Genomic DNA, 19,810 nt, shown 5'->3' with positions numbered 1-19,810 from the left:
TCATCTTCATTAATGTTTTTTAAAATTAGAAAAGGCCACACATTTTTTTGTAATCAAATTTTCACTAGAAATGATCTTTGTGCCTAAATATATTTTAAAATCTTAAGAAGTGCATTTTGGTATCTTCTATCCACAGAGGAATTTGATAGAATAAATGACTGCCCCTCTGTACTAATTAAAGGAATATCCACTCCATCTTCATGAAGAACTTCAGAAAAATTGTACAACACAACCGTTTTAGATTCTCCATTCATTTCTGATAATTCAACTACAAATTTTCTTGATTAATTGTTGCTATAGGATCATCCGTAATTAGAAAAAGATAATAATCGACAAAATTCTTAAACTAATCTAGCCTATTCCTTGAAAGCTTTCCTGCATCAATAAATACGCTTTTAAGTTTTTAAAATTATTTGCTTTGTTCATAAATGTCTGCAAATGCAAATCTTTGGAGAGCTCATCCAGATTTCATTTTACAAAAATCATCAGTCCTTATTGATAAAGAGCCGATTTTTCCCACGGTATAGCATTCCCCAAATGGATCATTCGTCTAATTTTGGGAATGCTACACCATAAAAAAGATCTGTAACAGCTTACTTTTCAAAGAGAAAAGTCATTAACATTTTGTTGATGGAATTTGATTAAATTATGTATTTCTCTTGTCCTTGGCATAACTGAAATGCCAAAGACCGGTATATCAGAAGACTGACTGAGTGCCACTGTTGATATGATACAATCATATGTGTTTTTGAGTCTTACCTGATCGCTCAAACATCCAAGATCGTTCTTTATGAACCGATAACGATTCCCTAAATACAGCTTTAATTTACCTACTATGTAATCTGCATGATGGATACCATCCATAACTAACAACGCCTTCACTTGTTTCCCAACTTCTCTTTCTTTTATCACCGCAGGCCAATGAAACACCAGCCAGGTCACGAGTTTTTCTAGCATCTCACTATCTACTTCATCGGCTTTTTCTTCTCTTATCAAATATTTTTCTAGCTCCACTTGGATGGATTTGATAAAGGGATGGAATTGCTGAAAAAATATCCGATACCTGTCATATAAGATATACGAGCATTCCTGCCTACCAGTGCTTCCATAAGCAACTCTTTCGATTACATCAGTACGATCGGTACATAAAATTTGATATTTTATTTCCAGATAAGTGATAGCTAAATCGATGATCGCCCGAATTTGGCTCATTTTTTCATGAATCATCTGCTGATCCAACCGCAAGATTTTACGAAGAAAGGGATGGTGGATCATTTGTTCGATCTGCTCTTTATACCAGTTATCCCAAGTCTCTTTGTCCTTCCCAGATTCTTTCCTCTCTTGTTCTGCCACACTTTCGTATTGTGTGAGTGTACTTGCAATGTAAAAAAGCAATAAGTCGTTTTCTTTTTGATCTAGTTGCAGGATTCTTTCCTGAAGCTGGTGGTACATACCAAGTTCTGTCAGGAACAATCGGCTTTTTTGGCAAATGGTTGGCGAAAAAACTTCTTCTAAGCAAGTATACTTTTCTTGAAATAAACAAGCCATCAATTGAGTGATGGTTTCTTTTTTACCGATGATCTTGATTAGCCCACGTATAGTCAACTGGTGTTTTTTAAGTACCTGATTGATTTTCTTCACTATCCGTCGCAAGGTACTTTCTGAAATGAACAATTCTTCGCATAGTTCCAAATACGAGCCGTAGTGATTCAATAAAATCGCCTCTAAGAAACGGAATTCGATCGATTCCTTCAATATCGTCCGATAGATATAATCTTCTGTGATATGTGGCGCAATCGTTACAGTGACACCGACATCCCGATCCATTTGGATATGGATCTCTTTTGCGTATGAAATGATATCATTTAGGTCGTTTCTTACTGTTTTTGCAGAACAGACCAGCTTTTTTTCTATGTCCTGAAAGCGATAGTTTTCTTTTTCAAAAAGCAACTCTAATAAATGAAGCTGACGTCTTAATTTATTTGATAAAATATCGAACATGTTATTCACCGTATTCTTTCATCTTGAATAAATTTAAAAAGCACTCAATTAAAGAGTATTTCATCTAATTGAGTGCTTCTATTCTTTATTTTAGAGAAGTTTGTTCGGGATAGAAAATTATTTTTTCTAAATTCAATAAAAAATGGTCTTGCGTTACTCTACTTTTTTATTTTCTGAATGGTCTTCTTTTTTTCGTTTCTTCCAAAACATCAGGAAGCTAGCCATTGCCACAAGAACGACACCAAAGATTGAAAAAGCAGCATTTCTGGTTGCATTGGTTTTAGGAAGGTTGCTACTATTGGCAGCTGCACCACCGGTTGCATCACCAGCTCCTCCTGCAGTTGTTCCATCAGCTGCGCCATCACCGCCGTTTCCTTGACCTGCTTGGCCTTCTTCCACAACTTCAAACGTGGCTTCTGTGTCTGCTGAAAATCCACCGTATGAGCGATCTGCTTTCACCGTTAATTTTACTGTTTGCGATCCCAGTTTTGAGGTATCGATTTCCATCTCTGGATCAAGCGTGACAGAATACGCATTTTTTGGAATATCTTTTCCATTCAATTTCACTTCTTTAAGCAATGATTTTAGATCCACTTGTTCTGTCCCTTTGACCAACTTCGCTTCTGCTGGTTCAACGATGAACTCGCCTGTTGGCTCAAAGCCGTATTCTGTTACTTCATAATACGCATAATTCGAGCCATAGGTGAAGTTTCGTTCCATTTCTTCAGACATCAGTAAATTGCTATTGGAATCTGCATGATACACTTTGATGATCTCGCCAACTGTAACATTTAGCGGCTTCCCACTATTGAATCGTGAAATCGCCTGTTCGATCGTTTGGGTTCCACGGACTTCATATTTATACTTGCTACCTGAACGATTCAACACTTCGATGCCATAATAGACCTCGTTGTCATCGAATTCTGTTACCCGATTGGATAACGTAGTCTGATCGTTGCCTTGCATGGATTGGATCTGCATTTGTTCTTTCTTCTTCAATAAGCCAAATGAACCAACAGTATCCCCATTACGATTCTTCAATTGGATCGTGCTGCCCCATTTGACTTCATATGGAACTGAAACATCTCTTGCAGTCACCCCATCTGCTGTCGCTACTTTGACATTCAGCGTTTTTGGTCCAGCTGTGTTCGTATCAAATGCATCCACTTGCTCTACAGTATAAAGGTTTTCGGCTAATTTTTGACCATTGAATCGAACATTTTCAATCAATTTCGTCGGATCTACTTCACTAGGATCTTCCCCTAAAGTCAATTCTTGTGTCACTGTATCTGCCTCGATATCTGTGATTGGTTCAAATTCATGGTTCGATACTTGATAATGGGCATAATTCGAGCCACCGGTAAAGTTTTTGACCAAATCATCCCGCATCAATAAGTTTCGACTTCCTGGTTCCGCATGATAGACTTTGATGACATCTCCTTCATCGATTGTCAAAGGCTGCCCTTTGTTGAAGCCTTTGATTGCTTGCCCGATCGTCATATTGCCAGTCACTTCATAGCTGTATTTCACTTTATCTGTGGATTCAGCTAACGGCATTCCCTCGTTAACGATCACTAGTGGCGGTTCTGAAGCTACAGTAGGCGTGCTGGTTTCAGTCATTTCTCCATTTTGTAAAGTTCGGATTGCTTCAAGTGGCGAGGCAACTTTCTTCGCATCAGGATTTTCCACGACCTCGATTCGGTAATACACATCTCGTCCAAAAACATTGTTGACAGGGTTTTCCAGAACAGTCGTATCTTCCCCTTTTGTTGCTTTGATCGACCAGTTATCATCTTGATTGATCATACTGAAAGCACCCACTGTAGCATCTTCCAGTCCTTTTAAGACGACCGTACTGCCCCAACGTACTTTATAAGGCACGTCCATCTCAAGATCAGCTAATCCATCTTTCATTTCAAGGCGGATTTTAATCGTTTTATCCCCAATCGTACTTGTATCAAAATCAGATAATTTTTTGATCGTATATGCTTCCTCATCTACGGTCTCACCATTGATCCGCACATCCGCAAACAAGTCATTCAATTTTGTTTCAGTTGTTTCTACGCCTAAGAAGAACTCCTTGTTGGCAGATTCAGCCTCCATCACTGGTAACGCTTTGAAGCCATAGGCAGTTACTTCATAATACGCATAAGGTGATCCATAGGTGAAGTCTTCCGCTGATTCATTGACATATAACACAGAACTACCGTCTGTCCGTTGTGGGTGATAAATCTTGACGACATCCCCAAACTGAACACTGATCGCCTTGTTGGTGCCAAAATTATCCATGACTTGTTGCAATGTGGCACTGCCAGGAATTTCTTGAGCATACGTAGAAACTCCCTTGCGAAGGACTTCAATCGAATAGTACAAAGAAGAGTCGCTACTGATTTGTTCATCTGCTGGTGTAGCTAAACCAGTGTGGATCGCTAATTGGCGTCCAGAACCATTCGTTGTATGCAGGGAGAAGGCTCCCGCTGAATGCCCATTTTCTGACTTAAGCAAGATCGTGTTGCCCCATTTGACTTCATACGGTACCGTGATTTCTTTAGAGATATTGCCGTCTTTCGTGTCAAATTGGATTCGTAGATCTTTTTTGCCAGCCGTTGTCGTATCAAATTCGCCCAGTTGTTTTACTGTATATTGCCCCGGTGTCAATGGACTACCATTCACAGTCACACTGTTCACTAGACTTGCTCCATCAACATTTGTCGTGATGTCGCCTAACGTGAATTCCTGTGGTGCCGAATCCACACTCACTGCTAAGATCGGTGTAAGCCCCTCTTCCGTCACTTCATAGTACGCTTCATTTGTACCTACCGTAAAGTCCTTCACCACTTCGTCCATCATAAAGAGGTTTTTGCCATTCGTTTCTGCATGATAGACTTTGATGACATCCCCTACAGCCATCGCAAGTGGGCTGCCATTGTTAAAGCCATTAATTGCCTCTCCGATCGTACTATTCCCTAAGACTTCATAGGTATAGCTACTACTTACTCCTTTTATCACATCCAAGCGGTAATAGACTTGACGCCCGAGCAAGTTATTCACTGGGTTACTTAAGTTGGTGCCATCCACACCTTGAGTTGATTGAAGCAACCATTGTTTGTTTTGTTTAACTAAACTAAACGCACCAACAGTGGCATCATTCAGTCCTTTCAATACCAGAGAATCCCCCCACTTAACGGTATACTCCGCTTCGATCTCGTCAGATGACAAGCCATCTTTCGCCGTCACTTTCAATTTCACCTTTCGTGTACCTATCGTCTGCGTACTTATATCTGATAATGTTTCTACTGTGTAAAGATTTTCATCGATCTCTTGTCCATTGATTTTGACAGTTGAAACCAATTGATTTGCATCGATCGTGCGCGTCTCTTCCCCTAACAGAAGCTCTTTCTTCGCTCCTTCGGCTGTCATTACAGGGACGGGCACAAAGCCTTGAGGAGTCACTTTATAGTAAGCATATTCTGTCCCATAGGTAAAATCTTTTTCCTGCTCTCCGATCATAACAACTGAACTATTCGCTGTTTTCTCAGGATTGTAGATTTTAATGACATCATTGAGTTGAACATTCAATGATCCATTGCCATTATTAAAATCTTTGATTGCTTGATTTACTGTAAAGCGATTAGCTACTTCATATTCATATACACTTCGCTCATTTCGTAAAACCTCAAAAGAATAGTAAAGTCCATATGGATCATTTGTAGGTCCCACTGCATCTTCACCCGTTGTTGCTAGTCCCTTCGTCATGGCAATCTGGACCGATGAAGCACTCGTATCCCCAATCCGTAACGAAAAGGCACCAGCAGCGTCTCCAGTAGCCGAACGCATCAGGATCGTATTGCCCCATTTCACTTCATACGGCACAGTGATTTCTTTAGAGACCATGCCATCTGTTGTTTCAAATTTGATCCGTAAGTTTTTAGATCCAGCAGAAGTAGTATCAAACTCTTCTAATTGAGTAACAGTATACAAATTATTCGTTAATTCGATTCCGTTGACTTTGATACTCTTGATTAGTTTGGTGCCATCGATTCCTTTCGTCGTTTCCCCTAGAGAAAATTCCTGAGGCGCAGCATCAGCCTCAACATTTAAAACAGCTTCTAATCCGTGGTCCGTCACTTTATAATACGCATAGTTTGAACCAACGGTGAAATCTTTGACCAACTCGTCTTCCATCAACAGATTTTTCCCGTTGGTTTCTGCATGATAGACCTTGATCACATTCCCTTTCTCCACAATCAGAGGCTGCCCATTATTGAAGCCATTGATTGCCTCACGAATCGAACTATTTCCTGTTACTTCATAGTTGTATTTTCTGGTACTTCCATCTAACACTTCAATACTGTAATACGTCTCTCGCCCAAAATGATTATTGACGAAACCACTTAAGTTCGTTCCATTGACACCTTGGCTTGATTGGAGCGCCCACTGACCGTTTTGATTTAATAAGCTATACGCACCCACAGTAGTATCATTCAAGCCTTTCAAGACAAAGGTACTACCCCATTTCACACTATAGTCAATTTCTAGTTCATTAGAAGCTAACCCATCTTTCATGTTCAGTTTTAAACGCATTTTTCTCGTACCAATCGTACTTGTGTCAAAATTGATCAATGGTTCAACATTAAACTGATCACGGTCAATCTCATTACCATTAATCGTAACTTTTGATACCAAACTATTTGGGTCAATTTTAGCAGTATCTTCACCTAAGATAAATTCTTTTTGTGCACCTTCTGCTTCCATGACTGGTGCGGGAGCAAAACCGTAAGCAGTCACTATGTAATAAGCATAAGCGGAGTTATACGTATAATCATGCTCTTTTTCATTGATCATTACAACAGAACTATTCGCTGATTTTCCTGGATGATAGATTCTAACGATGTCGCCAAGTTGAACTGTTTTTGCTGAACCAAATCGATCCATTACTTGTTGTAACGTTGCAATATTTGATACATCTTGCGTATAATAAACCTGATTATTCCGCAACATATCAATTTTATAGTACAGCTCAAATGGAGTAGTATTAGGACCAACACTGACATCTACTGGGGAATCTAAGCCCTTTGAAGCAACGATTTGATAAGTGCCAGACGAACTTCCTTGTAACAATGAAAACGCTCCGGCTGAACCACCATTAGCCGAACGCAACAAGATCGTGTTTCCCCAAATCACATTGACAGGCATTTCAGCTGAACCTTTTATCATGGCACCACTATTCGGATGTCGATATTGTACAGTGATTTTTAACTTTTGTCTTCCCACTACTTTTGAATCCGGAATAACCGATTCAGCTGTAATAAACTGTAAACTATTTTTATCAATTGTTTCGCCTAACGAGGTCACTTCTTCTATGTACTCTCTGAAATTAGTTGAGATGTCACTAATCGTATTTCCGAGTTTAATATCATTGATATTTTTTAATTTCAACGCTAGACCGGGATGTGACAATACCTTCATAGTAATGGAAGCACTCGCCGTCCTCCCATCAGAAGTCGTTACCCTCGCCTCCCAAGTATTTGAACCAGCTACATTCGTATTTGCATTATTTATCCATTCGACTTTGTGCGTACCATGGAAATTTTCAACATTAAAATAATCGGCTGCATTCGGCATGACTGAATATTGGTAAATTTCAAATGAACCTGGTTTCGCACTTATTTTTACAGGAAGTGCTTGTACCGTTATCGGAACTGTCACATCTTCACTTCGTCCTGTTTGGTCACTAACTGTTGCAACAGCGTCTTGCCGTCCGACTTTTGTAGTATCCGGTGAGGTTTTCCACCGATAACTCACTGTACCTCTATTATTGCTGACATCAATATAAGTAGAGGGATCCGGGATAGATGTTTGATTCTGTGCTAATGTATTCGTGCTACTTTTAACAGTTGCTTTAAGTTTGCCAATCACATTTTCAGCGCTCGGAAAATTCACACTAATCGTAACAGGTTTTCGAACAGAAATGTGTCCCTTTATGATGTAGTTGTTATGTCCCCATCCATATCCATAGTAGGTATATTGAAACATTGGGATGTTAAATGTTTCTTGTTGCGGAGGCGCTATTTTCAACCTTGTAAGAATAACATCTAGCTGTCCATCCTCTAACTTGATTGCTGCGGGGTTGGTCGGTACGACATCAATATGCCAGTTTCCGCTTTCTGATACAGCAGATGCACGCTTAAGTGTCATATTTTGGCTAGCATGGTTGTGATTTCTCCTCCCAATGCTTACGTCATCTATCTCTAGGCCCGTCGTATTATTAGGCAAATCAGCCGAATAATCGTCGTAGAACATTTTAGCTGCATCACGAACAATCAACTGGGTATTCACTTGATAATTATCACTCAACGAATTAATTTTGTTAGCTATCCCATCTTGGACTGCCCTCGCACGGTTATCGCCAAGTGTCAGCTCATACTGTTTTTGTGTGGCTGTAAGATAAGCTTTTGTACCTGCTTGATCGATCGCTCCAGAAACTGGGATTGCACGCGAATATTCAGATGGCAAGCTAGGCAATGAATACGACGCTATAACATTGTTCAACGCATCGGATATATCAGGGATGGTTAAGTTTTTCTCCACTGATTGATTCGATTTCGTCTTGCTTTCCTTCTTCTCATTTGTCTCTTTTTCTTTGCTACTATCTTTACTCTCTTCTTTACTACTTTCTTCTTTACTTTCTTTTGTAGTCTTAATGGTCGTAGTCACTTTCTTGTTTGCACTGTTGTTGGTAGAGATTGCTTCAACGACAGGACCGCCTGTCTGTCCGATTGCAAATCCTAGCAGTAGTGCACTGTTAAGTAGCTTTTTTTTAGTTTTCAAGTACCTTCCATCCTCCTTTTTATACTTCAAAGTTAGTGATCCTATTGTTTCTCTAAGCGATTTATCCCTCCTTTATTCAATCAATTAATTGTTTTTTATTTCCAAATTGGTCAATCAAAACTCCTATAGAGCTTTTTTCAAATAGTAAAAAATCGTTATATTTTAATTGTTTTTATGTGATTCTATCTCCTTTACTTTTTTATATTTTAAAAAATTTCACTTCTTTAAGATTAAAACGGTTCTCTCTTTTTTGGAATGTCATTTTTTCATTCTTTAAATGGAATTATTGACAGGGGTAGTTTAAAATAAACTGGTTTTTGAGATAAAAGAGGGATACTAAGATTACTTTCTACAACACCAAGTGATACCCAAGAAGAGCAACTTTCGCTAAATAAATTCATTAGAAAAAAGAACGTACTTGCCTTTTACGACAAATACGTTCTTTGTTTTTATAGTTTTAGTCATTTGTTCTGTTATTGTACTCTAGAATCTGTATTCTCTTTTACATTTTCCGTTCCTTTATCAATCGCTTGTTTTGCCTTATCCGTTTGCTCAGAAGCAAACTGTCCAGTAGTTTTGGCTGCATTTGTTACTTTGTCTTGAACTGTTTCTTGTTTCGCGTCAAATTCTTCTTTTGACTGGATGTCTGTAACATTGGCATTGATTTCGATCACATCTAAATGAGTCATGTTTTGTACTTCTTTACTGATGATCTCTTTTATTTGTTGATAGATTTTTTCGATGTCTTTCCCGTATTCCACGATGATCGACAAGTCAACAGCAACTTGTTTTTTACCGACTTCAGTATCGATCCCAGCAGTCGTATTATCTGTATTCACTAATTTCCCGGCAACATTTGAGAAGAAACCACCATCGACTGACAATAATCCATCGACTTGTTCTAGTGCGATCCCGATGATTTTTTGGATCACTTTATCTTCGTAAGTCAAATCGCCGTTCATATGCTCTTCCTTTCCATGTCCAGCTGGAGATTGTGGCGCATGGGGTGGAACTGGTCCACCAGCTGTATGTCCACTAGGTTTTGGCAGATCATGGGGAGCAGGGTGATGGGCATCATGATCTTTATCATATTGATGTTTATCATTTTGATGTTTGTCGTGTTCGACTTTTTCTTCTACATTTGGCACAACTGGATCCGGATGCCCTGATACAGGAGCTGTTTTATTTTTTTCATCCGTGATTCCATTTGATTGGTTTGGTGTTACTGGATCTGGATGTGCAGAAACTGGTTTTCCCTGGTTATTATTTTGGTTATTTTGGTTGTTTTGGTTGTTTTTTTCATTGTTATTCATATAATGTTCCTCCTAAGATTTGAAATAATCGTCTAAAAGATGCGTACGTTTCAAGTACATACCAACAGCTACACCAATGATCGCCATGATGATAACTAGTAGTGTTTTAAAAAAACCGATCGACAATAATAATATTGCTAGAATCAAGCCAATCACTCCGCAGATGATCGGGAGCTTGTACGTGGTCATAAATTCATTCATTTCGTCAGCCTCCCTATTCTACTCGCGCTTGATCTGCGCTTCTTTTATTCGTTGGTTCTTGATAACCTGTATACTTCACTGAAACTTGAACAGGTTCATCTTCTCCGAGTACATGTTTGATTTCTTTTTCGATATCTTTCATTAAGGTTCCTGTTTTCCCAATTAATGAAGATGTTCGTCTCAAATCGCCTTTGATCCCAACGGATAGCTTATTTTTAGTAGCTTTCACGTTGACTTTAGGGGAGTCGATAAAGTCATCTTGGTTCAAATGTGAACGAACCATGCCCTCGATAGCCTTTTTATCCAGCACTAATTCTCCGTTCCCTTTTTTCAGTAAGAAACTGCGGATCGTTTTTGGATAGAAAAGCAAGATTAGTATGCCAAGAATCAAGAGAATCGAAAAGGCGATTGCCACCCAAAAAATATAATGTCGCAGATAGAAATTCGTTAAAGAAAAGAAGCGGAAACGTTCTAACTGGAATGGTAATGGATAGATCGCACTGATCAAGATCACAAACAATAGCACGGACAATAGTAAAAGCGAAACGATTGTTCCAATGGTCTTTATTCCTTTATTCATTTTTCTCTCTCCAATCTTTCCTTATAGGTTGATTGCTTCGCCACCTGTGACACCGTAAATTTGTGCCGTCACATAGCTTGCTTTATTTGAAGCCAAGAAAACGTATACTGGTGCTAATTCAGCAGGTTGACCTGCTCGTTCTAACAGACTTTTTTGACCAAATTCTGGAATTGCATCCTCAGGTTGACCTTCATCTAGTTGAAGTGGCGTCCAAATAGGTCCAGGTGCCACACCGTTCACGCGGATTCCCTTCGGTGCCAACTGTTTTGCCAAACCAATCGTAAAGTTGGCGATTGCTGCTTTCGTCGCTGCATAATCTAATAAGTGCTCGCTTGGATTGGATGCTTGGACAGACGTCGTTGTAACAATTGCACCACCAGCTGGAATATGTGGAACAGCTTCTTTAACAAGTGCAAACATCGCAATGATATTGACCATGAACGTATCTTTTACTTGTTCCATCGGAAGATCGACAATCGATGGAGAAGAGATTTGCTGACCCGCATTTAAGACCATTGTGTCTAATCCCCCAAGTTCTGCAACGACTTTTTGGATCATTTCTTTTGGTGCGGTTTCTTCTCGTAGATCATACGGTAACAGCACAACTTTTCTGCCGGCTTTTTCGATATATGAAGCTACTTCTTTCGCATCTTCTTCTTCTCCTGGGAAAAAGTGCAATCCAATATCTGCCCCTTCTCTTGCATACGCAATCGCTGCGGCACGTCCGATACCAGAGTCGCCTCCAGTGATAAGAACACGTCTGTTTTCTAATTGATTCGAGCCTTCATAAGATTCCTCCCCACAATCAGGGTTAGGGCGCATTTCATTTTGTAACGCAGGTGTATCCTGGTCTTGTTTTGGAAATTTCTCTGTATGATAAAGGTTACGTGGGTCGATTAATTTTGGTTCAGTCATAGTTATCCTCCTAAATGTTAGTAAAACTGTTATTGATTATTTCGTGTAGTCTTTTCTGGTTAGATGATATCCAACAGCCGCCGCAATAACGATTGAGGCAATCACGACGAGTAAAAACCCTAATGTTGAGTTTTTTCCAGGGAGTCCACCAGTATTCATTCCCCAGACCCCAGCAATCATCGCTGGAACTGAGATGATCAAAGCGGCTGAATCTAAATATTTCATCAGATGGTTCAAGTGGTTGTCCATCATCCCGTTAAATAGATCGCCGATACTTTCTAATAGGTCACGGTAGATCAAGATCATTTTTTCAGTCTGACGTTGTCTCAGTTGGACATCATAAAGTAAACGGTCATCCGCTAATCCTTCGACGAATGGTTTGGAGTCCCATAAGGCATCCATTGTTCCTTTCTGATCTCTCAGCGTATGATCGATATAAACAATATCTCTTTCTAAATCCGCTTGTTTGTATAACTCTTCGTTTTCCGTTGTTTTTCTGGCTTCTTGATCTAAAGAATCGATTCTTTTTTTCATTTCCTTCAATTCTTTCACATAATGGGTATAGATATCTAACACTGTGTATGCGATTACTTTTTCAAAAGAATCGATGTCCTCATGATGTTTTTCGATCAAATGTTCAAAAAAATCGGTTTCTTTTTCGACACAAGCAATCAATAGGTTATCTGATAAAACAAACGAAATCGGCGTCAAACGTTTCTCGATTTTTTCCTGTTTACTTGAGAGATTAAGTAATACCAAAGAAATCGGATGCTGCAACTTGGTCCCTGAAAGGTATTCCAGTCGAGACACTTCTTCGGGATAAGAATTCCCGATGAAGATGTCTTCTGGAAGTTGATACTTCTCGATGACTCTTCCGATTTCTTCAGTATCACTGTTGTTGATCACAAGCCAATTGAAATTTTTTTCATCTGTTTGTATTACTTTTTCTTTAATAAAGTAATAGTCCAGCATTATCAGTCTTCCCTTCTGTTTGTTTCGTCCTCAGATTAACTAAAGAAGCAGTGGCTGAGTTTGATATTGCGATCTAGCACGGTAATTTCATTTTCTAAGGTAAAGCTATTCAGCTGTTGATTGTATTCCATACTTAATTGTCTACCTAAGTAAAATTGTTCAAGCTTAGAAGTATAGATCTCTAATACTGGATGATCGATCCGATTGATATATTGGCCAAATTCATTCACAAACGGGATGATCTGAAAGAAGCTTCCTTTCGCACAGGCACTTTTCTCTCTTAAAAAGGGATCAGAATGATCAATCAAAGCTATAGCGATTTTCGAATGTTCCCCTACTTTTTCGATCAATGCTTTGGCAGCAGTTTTTGACATCGTGATTTCCATAGTCATCATCTCCTAGTGATTGTTTATTTAACAAATGTATTTCGATTACGATTTCGATTGACTTGTGCATACAATGGATATTGTGGAAACTTCTCTACACAGCGGAAAGCAGTCATGTTTGCATATTTTTCGTAATATTTTTTACTTGATCCTTTAAAATCTTTGCTCCACGGTTTCACATGTCCAGAGAAATGGATGATCGATGGGTTTTGGCGTGCTTCTTCGTATTCTTTTTCCCCTTTTGCAGTGGGATGTTTTTTCGCATTCGCCATGATGTAGCCTTGCGCATTCCATTTAGGATGAAGAGCAATCCAACGATCATGTAGTACAGCATTCAATGCATCTTGGTCATGGAATCGTAGTTTTTCTGGATTTTCTTCAATAAATTTTAGAACTTTATGTGTGATATCTTGTTCTAACCATTTTTCGACATTGATCAGCATCAAGCCAGAATTGAAGTAACGCATTGATTTTGCAGGAATCTCCATTTTTTCCAAACGTTGATGGAACCCAGCATCTTCAATAGCTGCCACAATGGCACCATTGAAATCAAGAGACCATAATTTAGTTATGTCATCTAAAGCGACCATGTCACAGTCCATATATAAAATACGTTCGACATTTTTTCCTCTAAATAATTCTGGGATGGCGATTCTGTAATATGCTGTTTCCGGAATACGGTCACTCGTTACGACATTTTCAAAGAACTCTTTGTTGATTTTCAAAAACTCTACGTCAGTATTCATACGAGAATTTTTTACTGAAAAACGCAATAATTTTTTGCTTTCAGCATCGATATTGTCGTCAACGACATAAAATCTTACAAATGTTTTTGGATCACTGTTTTCTAATACTGATACAAAAAGCGCCGCTAGATGAGGCACAAATTTTGTATTACAACTTGATACGATTGCTATTTCTTTTCTTCTATTCATTTACCTCGCCTACTTTCATTAATGCGCTATGCGCTAATTTTTTTAAATAAATCGTTGTATATGGGTGGTCTTTCAATGTGTTCCACGGTTTATCGTGTCCTGTAAAGTGAACGATAGCTGGGGAAGCATTGCCTTCCTTATACAATTTTTCGTATGTTTCATCAGGTGCAGGATGACGTTCAAAGATAAGAGATGTCTGCATGTTCCAACGTGGTTCTAATTGTTCCCAGTTGCCATACAATACAGCATTCAATGCATCCTGGTCGTGATAGATGATTCGATCCCCATTTTCTTTCAAATAGTTGATCGTTTTTTCTGTAATCGATTGTTCATTCCAACGTTCGATGTCGATGATCATCACACCAGAGTTGAAATAATATTCGTTAGAATCAATGCCCAAGCGTTTCAACGCTTTGGTTTGTCCAGGATCGATCACTGCACCGATCGTATGATCGTTCAATGATGTGTCATATAGATCAACGATATCATCCAGTACTAAAATATCTGAATCAAGATAAAGTACTTTTTTATAGTTGTATTTCGTTAAAATTTTAGGTAAAGAAATTCTCAGGTAAGCAGTAGTCGTTATATGATCACTAACCAAAAAATCTTCGTACACATCTGTGTCAACTGTCAGGAACTGGATACTTGCATTTGCCGAATGATCACTCACCGTCTGTCTTAATCCTTCTTTGCTGTATTCAGAGATTCCATCATCAATCACGTAAAAGTAAATGTGTCTTGATTTGTTACAATTGTCCAATGCTGTTGCGATCATTACGCTTAAATAAGGAGCGTAATTTTCATCTGAAGCAGTTACCACTGGAACGATCCCCTGTTTTTTCTCCATTAAAATCACTCCTTTTTTTAATCTTTTTCTAACCTTTTCTATATCTAGAATATGCCTGATCAAACGTTAAAGCAAAATATATGCTTCATTTTCAATGAATATTTTGCAAAAATAATGTTTTTTTTAGCTTTGAAAACGTTAACTTATCAAGTTTTTTGCCTATTTATTCAAAGGTATTGACCAAATTGCTACTACTTATAGTCAAATGGAAATAGAGAATTTTTTTTGAAAAAATTCATCACGCAGTGCATTTTATTTTCATTTTTGGTATTTCTCATTTAATCTTAAAATAAGCACACAACAAAGGGAGCGAAAATTATGAAATTAGCTGCAATAGATCTAGATGGTACATTACTTGATCGAAGCGGAGAAATACCAGAAAAAAATATCGAGGCTTTACAAAACTTTGACAGAAATGGTGGAATTGTAACGGTCGCTACGGGACGCAACAGCATCTCAGCGAAAGATATTTTTGAAAAACTGGGCATTGGTGGCTATCTGATCTCTTCTAACGGTTCATTCGTTGCAGAAATGGAAAAAGGAAAAATCGTCAACGTCTTGAAACGTGCGAAAATCGAATTGCCAACATTGAAACGCGCCTTTTATCTCGCACAAAAAGCAAAAATCTCGATCATTGCAAGTCGCGAGACCCAAGATGACCAATTAACATTTGATGAATCTAGTTTAGTAAAAAATGACCCTTACTATAAACAATTCCGTTTACAGAAACAGTCATTTGAAGATATCGAAAAACTACTGGAGGACCCTTCTTTAAGCTATTTGAAATTAGCTTTGACAGATAGAGATGAGAGCAAGCTGCAACAGTTGCAACGTGATTTGGCTGATGAGGGAATCGACTCTGTCTTCTCAGACCCCCACTTTTTGGAGATCACACCTAAAGGCATCACAAAAGCACACTCACTCATCTTTTTAGGTCAATACTTGGGAATCGAGCCTAGTGAGATCATGGCATTTGGCGACCAAGAAAATGATATCGCGATGTTGAAAGTCAGTGGACTAAGTATCGCAATGGGCAATGCTCAACCACAAGTGAAAGACATCGCAAATGAAGTGACAAAGACCAACGAAGAAGCCGGTGTTGCATATATCATCAAAAATTATTATTGAGTTTCACAAGGTGAATGGAGGGATCAACGTGTTAGTAATCATCGATATGCAAAACCAAGTGCTTGATCCAACGAGTGATTTTTATGTTCCAGGTTCTGAAGAATTGGTGGATCGAATTGCGCAACGCTTAGCTAAAGCTAGAGAAAATAATGAATTGGTTTTATTTACTAGAGATATTCCCATCGAAAAAAAAGGCGTAGAGGAAGAAATCCCAGCATTACAATTGATTCCGAAGCTTGCTCCTCTACCAAATGAACGAGTGATCAAGAAATACTATTTCACTCTGCCACCAGAAAAACTTGTTGAGCTAAAAAAACAGTTATTTGATCGAAAAGACGAACAGAAATCAATCGAAGTTGTTGGCATAGAAACGAATCTATGTGTCTTGTCTAATACGATTGCTTTACAAAGCGCTTTTCCAGAGGCAGATTTTTTCCTTGATCCAGGGCTGTTATCAGAAAATCAACACGGTAAAATGGCCATTGAATTACTAAAGGACTTCAATGTATCGATTCTCTAAAAAGAGGCCGAGACAAAAGTCATTTAGGTTTGAGAAATTGTAGAAAAAAAGGGTTGGGACAAAAGTAATAAACACTTTTGTCCCAACCTCTTTTTGAAATTTCCGAAAAACCTGATTTTTAGATTTGTATCACATTCTTTAAATCTTCTATCACCTTTTATTTAGTTGAAAATACTTTGACAAATCTTTCTCAAACTGCTGATTTATCAATTATTCCCGCTTATTTTACGGATTAAATAGATTTTTTCTTCTATTATATTACATTTATTCTGTACATACATTCAGTGTCTGGTCTGCCTTTCCCGTTTGTCGTGTTTTCATCACTAATTTGAGATTTCTGTTCAGTATTTCACCTATTCTTACATTTGTGGCGGAATTGATCAATAAAATACAGAATCATCGATTGTCTAGCTTCATCAATCTATTCATACTGGAAAGAACGGGATCGATCATCTACGTCCAATCATGTGTTGGTCGTTTTCCTCGTTTTTCTGCTAGCAACACTTTATTCGGTTATCTTTCACTACTATATCTATTTTATTCCGCCAAATTCCGGCTGAGTTTTTAGTGAGACAAAGCAAAAATCAAATTTTTCCATATAAAAAAAACGAAGACCAAATGATCCTCGTTTTTTCGAACTTGATGTACCCTGTAGGACTCGAACCTACGACCGGACGGTTATGAGCCGTCTGCTCTAACCAACTGAGCTAAGGGTACCTGTTAAAAATAACCTATTTTCACTATATCATGTAGATTTAGAAGAAACAATCTCAAATAAAACATCACATCTGTTTTTTTATATTTATTATTCCTCTAGCTTTCAATATTGTCACAACAATTGTATAATCTAAAAATCATGCTATTCTTATAAAAAAGGAGGAACCCTTATGCCATTTATCGCTATTCTTTTAGACCTGTTAGCCGCGGGTGCATATTTTTTACAGTTAAACCATCAAACAGAAACATTTCTGCTTGTCGGTCTTATCTTTCAAGGGATCGTTACCCTGATCCTTTGTTTTATGACAATTACCTATAAAGGGAAACGGTATGCTGCTATCCAACCTCGGCTGTTTATTCGTTACGTATCTATACGCTACGCAATCATCATTTACTCTTTTATAATAAATGCTGTTTTCTTATTTTTATACGTACTCAACTTCTTAGATATCAATCCCCTTGTCTTCCCCAAATAATATCATCTGACTCCATTTCATAGCATATTATTTGTTATGTCTCCTAGAAAATGATATCTTTTATTTAAGGTGTTTTTTTACATCGTCTAATAGACGATGTAAATGATGCTTTTTTGATTGTCCTTTTATATTTTAGCGGCTGTTTAGCAAAAAAATTACAGGAGTTCGTCTTATGATAACATTGGTTCGCCTTATTTTTTTAGTGCCGACCATCGTTCTTATTCCGGTTATTTGTTATTTCATAAGATGGAATAAAGAACGTATTCTTTTGGCACTATTTACTTTCCCCGCTTTATTTTTTATCAATAAAATACTAAACTATCAGTATTTCCAGTCAGATCAATTATTCGTTGAAGAACTGATTGGCTTTATTTTATCCTTATTTCTACCGATCGCATATTTGATTTATTTAAATAAGAAGCGATAATCGTATCAAAACGAATGGGAGGCATATCGATGAGCATTGAAGAAGCGATTTTATTAGATACATTACGTTGCAGACTAGATTTTTTGAGAAAAAAGAACAATCTGACAACTCGTGAAGTGGCTGAACAAGTAGCGATCCCTCTTGAAGTGTATCAGCAGTATGAAGAAGGAAAAACATGTCCAAACGTGATAGAACTACTTTTTATAGCTGATTTTTATGATGTCTCAATTGACTATTTGATTGGCAGGTCTGAAAATCCAGAACGATTATCTTGACCTTAGAAAACAATTACTTATAGAAAAGGTGAACCCCCATGCGATTATGGCATCAGGAACTAATTTCTTTATTACCAAGACAGCAACTACTCGGACAACACAGAGAATGTTGCGCGCTCCGGGGAAATGGTTGGGGCAAAAAGCATGCAACTGTCGATTATGTCTTTCACTATTCACCTTATAAGCTTTACCAATACCACCAACTAGTCCTTTTAGAAATGGAAAGTCGTGGTTATTTTCCCGCACCTGAATGGCGGATTGCTGAATACCGTGGAAAATCATGTGAAAGCTATCATGATCTTGTGCCAGTCGATCAGACATCACCGATCTATCCAGAACATAACGAAAACTATCTGATGGAATGTTTGACTAATCTTAGACAAAAAGGAATTGAATTAGTTATCCCGCCAGTTGAATGATTCTTTCATCTAATTTCCCATCAGATAGTTCAAAAAATTCTTTAGCAAGTTCTCATGTGCGTAAAGATCAATTTCCATTCGTTCTTCGTTCATTTATTTTGCTACTATCGACTTTTTAGCTTTTTCTACTTATCCTCCATAAGGAAGACTGGAATGATGAAGATTGATCTTTAGCTTTCCCTCCTGATTTTTAATAAAGCCGAAAGTATATTCAGCTTTTGTTTCTTCCCCTGTTTTATCAGAAAAGTAATACTCTCCTGAAGCTACAGCAGAGTCGTCATCGATGATCGTGTCGTGATTCTCAAAACGGACCTTCTTCCAAGGCTGTAAGGCAAACCCATGATCTTCACTCACCTCGCCTCCCACAAAATAAGAAATAGCTTCTGCTTTTGTAGAACGAAATGGCTGTTGTGCTGCTTTCGTAGGTTTGAACAAAACCGTTCCTTCGTCAAAGGCATACTGCGATTCCACGACTTCTCTCGCTTTTTCCTTTGCTTTTTCCAAACTTTCTTCACTTGCTGCACCGATTGCAATGACTGCATTAGCCCAATCTTCTCGTGCTTTGTTTACTTCCATTACTGTAATTTGTTCTTTTTTTATTACCAATGGTCCTTTTGCATTTGTTGATTCTACACTACTTGTTGTAGTTTCCTCTTCTGAACGATGTATCGTACAACCTGCTAAAGTTAACGTCATTGCCGAAAACAAAAAAATTTTTTTAATCATATGTATGTATCTCCTTTCTAATAAAAGAGTAAATGAATAACTAATTTTATTATTTTTTATACGTAAATTTCAAGTTTAAGTTAGCCACTACAGGTAACTCATTTGTTTGATACCGTAACTGCCTCGTTATTCTAAATC

The 19,810-nt window shown here is 38.0% G+C and carries 17 protein-coding genes and 1 tRNA gene; 6 read left to right on the top strand and 12 right to left on the bottom strand.

Going from position 1 to position 19,810, the window contains the following annotated elements:
• Positions 1–600 precede the first annotated feature (600 nt).
• The 10 genes from FGQ66_RS05465 to FGQ66_RS05420 form a co-directional block, all read right to left on the bottom strand.
• The gene (locus FGQ66_RS05465) at positions 601–2,001 is read right to left on the bottom strand and encodes a helix-turn-helix domain-containing protein (RefSeq protein ID WP_230315232.1); all 1,401 of its coding nucleotides are present in this window, start codon (positions 1,999–2,001) and stop codon (positions 601–603) included.
• Between the two features lie 153 nt (positions 2,002–2,154).
• Positions 2,155–8,832 (bottom strand): LPXTG cell wall anchor domain-containing protein, encoded by a 6,678-nt coding sequence (locus FGQ66_RS05460; protein WP_138301955.1) that lies wholly within the window; start codon positions 8,830–8,832, stop codon positions 2,155–2,157.
• A 473-nt stretch (positions 8,833–9,305) separates the two neighbouring features.
• Positions 9,306–10,145, bottom strand: a complete 840-nt coding sequence (locus FGQ66_RS05455; RefSeq protein ID WP_138301954.1) for an Asp23/Gls24 family envelope stress response protein — start codon at positions 10,143–10,145, stop codon at positions 9,306–9,308.
• Positions 10,146–10,157: 12 nt separating this feature from the next.
• A complete protein-coding gene (locus FGQ66_RS05450; protein ID WP_005878105.1) occupies positions 10,158–10,346 on the bottom strand; it encodes a DUF2273 domain-containing protein in 189 nt (62 codons plus the stop codon).
• A 13-nt stretch (positions 10,347–10,359) separates the two neighbouring features.
• The gene (amaP, locus tag FGQ66_RS05445) at positions 10,360–10,926 is read right to left on the bottom strand and encodes an alkaline shock response membrane anchor protein AmaP (RefSeq protein WP_081135360.1); all 567 of its coding nucleotides are present in this window, start codon (positions 10,924–10,926) and stop codon (positions 10,360–10,362) included.
• Between the two features lie 21 nt (positions 10,927–10,947).
• Positions 10,948–11,841 carry an SDR family oxidoreductase gene (locus FGQ66_RS05440; RefSeq protein WP_138301953.1) on the bottom strand — a complete coding sequence of 298 codons (894 nt, stop codon included), beginning with the start codon at positions 11,839–11,841 and terminating at the stop codon, positions 10,948–10,950.
• A gap of 36 nt (positions 11,842–11,877) precedes the next feature.
• Positions 11,878–12,813 (bottom strand): magnesium transporter CorA family protein, encoded by a 936-nt coding sequence (locus tag FGQ66_RS05435; RefSeq protein ID WP_005878111.1) that lies wholly within the window; start codon positions 12,811–12,813, stop codon positions 11,878–11,880.
• A 35-nt stretch (positions 12,814–12,848) separates the two neighbouring features.
• Positions 12,849–13,199 (bottom strand): iron-sulfur cluster biosynthesis family protein, encoded by a 351-nt coding sequence (locus tag FGQ66_RS05430; RefSeq protein ID WP_113845641.1) that lies wholly within the window; start codon positions 13,197–13,199, stop codon positions 12,849–12,851.
• Positions 13,200–13,222: 23 nt separating this feature from the next.
• Complete coding sequence (locus tag FGQ66_RS05425; RefSeq protein ID WP_081135368.1) at positions 13,223–14,134, bottom strand: glycosyltransferase family 8 protein; 912 nt, start codon at positions 14,132–14,134, stop codon at positions 13,223–13,225.
• A complete protein-coding gene (locus FGQ66_RS05420; protein WP_005878116.1) occupies positions 14,127–14,984 on the bottom strand; it encodes a glycosyltransferase family 8 protein in 858 nt (285 codons plus the stop codon). Before FGQ66_RS05420 ends, FGQ66_RS05425 begins: the two co-directional genes overlap by 8 nt.
• Positions 14,985–15,302: 318 nt before the next feature.
• Between FGQ66_RS05420 and FGQ66_RS05415 the strand changes: the two genes are divergently transcribed.
• The gene (locus FGQ66_RS05415; RefSeq protein WP_005878118.1) at positions 15,303–16,112 is read left to right on the top strand and encodes a Cof-type HAD-IIB family hydrolase; all 810 of its coding nucleotides are present in this window, start codon (positions 15,303–15,305) and stop codon (positions 16,110–16,112) included.
• A gap of 28 nt (positions 16,113–16,140) precedes the next feature.
• Positions 16,141–16,632 carry a cysteine hydrolase family protein gene (locus tag FGQ66_RS05410; protein WP_138301952.1) on the top strand — a complete coding sequence of 164 codons (492 nt, stop codon included), beginning with the start codon at positions 16,141–16,143 and terminating at the stop codon, positions 16,630–16,632.
• Positions 16,633–17,275: 643 nt separating this feature from the next.
• Here the strand turns inward: FGQ66_RS05410 and FGQ66_RS05405 are convergent.
• Positions 17,276–17,349 (bottom strand) — tRNA-Ile (locus FGQ66_RS05405).
• A gap of 170 nt (positions 17,350–17,519) precedes the next feature.
• Here FGQ66_RS05405 and FGQ66_RS05400 point away from each other — a divergent pair.
• The 4 genes from FGQ66_RS05400 (at position 17,520) to FGQ66_RS05385 (ending at position 18,946) form a co-directional block, all read left to right on the top strand.
• A complete protein-coding gene (locus FGQ66_RS05400; RefSeq protein ID WP_113845644.1) occupies positions 17,520–17,825 on the top strand; it encodes a hypothetical protein in 306 nt (101 codons plus the stop codon).
• A gap of 172 nt (positions 17,826–17,997) precedes the next feature.
• Entirely contained in the window at positions 17,998–18,252 is a 255-nt protein-coding gene (locus FGQ66_RS05395; protein WP_005878123.1) for a hypothetical protein, read from the top strand.
• 29 nt (positions 18,253–18,281) lie between these two features.
• Positions 18,282–18,527 carry a helix-turn-helix domain-containing protein gene (locus FGQ66_RS05390; RefSeq protein ID WP_138301951.1) on the top strand — a complete coding sequence of 82 codons (246 nt, stop codon included), beginning with the start codon at positions 18,282–18,284 and terminating at the stop codon, positions 18,525–18,527.
• A 38-nt stretch (positions 18,528–18,565) separates the two neighbouring features.
• A complete protein-coding gene (locus tag FGQ66_RS05385; RefSeq protein WP_005878125.1) occupies positions 18,566–18,946 on the top strand; it encodes a TIGR02328 family protein in 381 nt (126 codons plus the stop codon).
• A 129-nt stretch (positions 18,947–19,075) separates the two neighbouring features.
• Here FGQ66_RS05385 and FGQ66_RS05380 read toward each other — a convergent pair whose 3' ends face one another.
• On the bottom strand, positions 19,076–19,672 hold the full coding sequence (locus tag FGQ66_RS05380; RefSeq protein WP_138301950.1) for a metal-independent carbonic anhydrase family protein: 597 nt from the start codon (positions 19,670–19,672) through the stop codon (positions 19,076–19,078).
• Positions 19,673–19,810 lie beyond the last annotated feature (138 nt).

This window comes from Enterococcus sp. BSD2780061688st2 D3, assembly GCF_005844145.1.
GTDB lineage: Bacteria > Bacillota > Bacilli > Lactobacillales > Enterococcaceae > Enterococcus_B > Enterococcus_B durans.
This window is presented reverse-complemented; position numbering and strand designations above follow the sequence as displayed.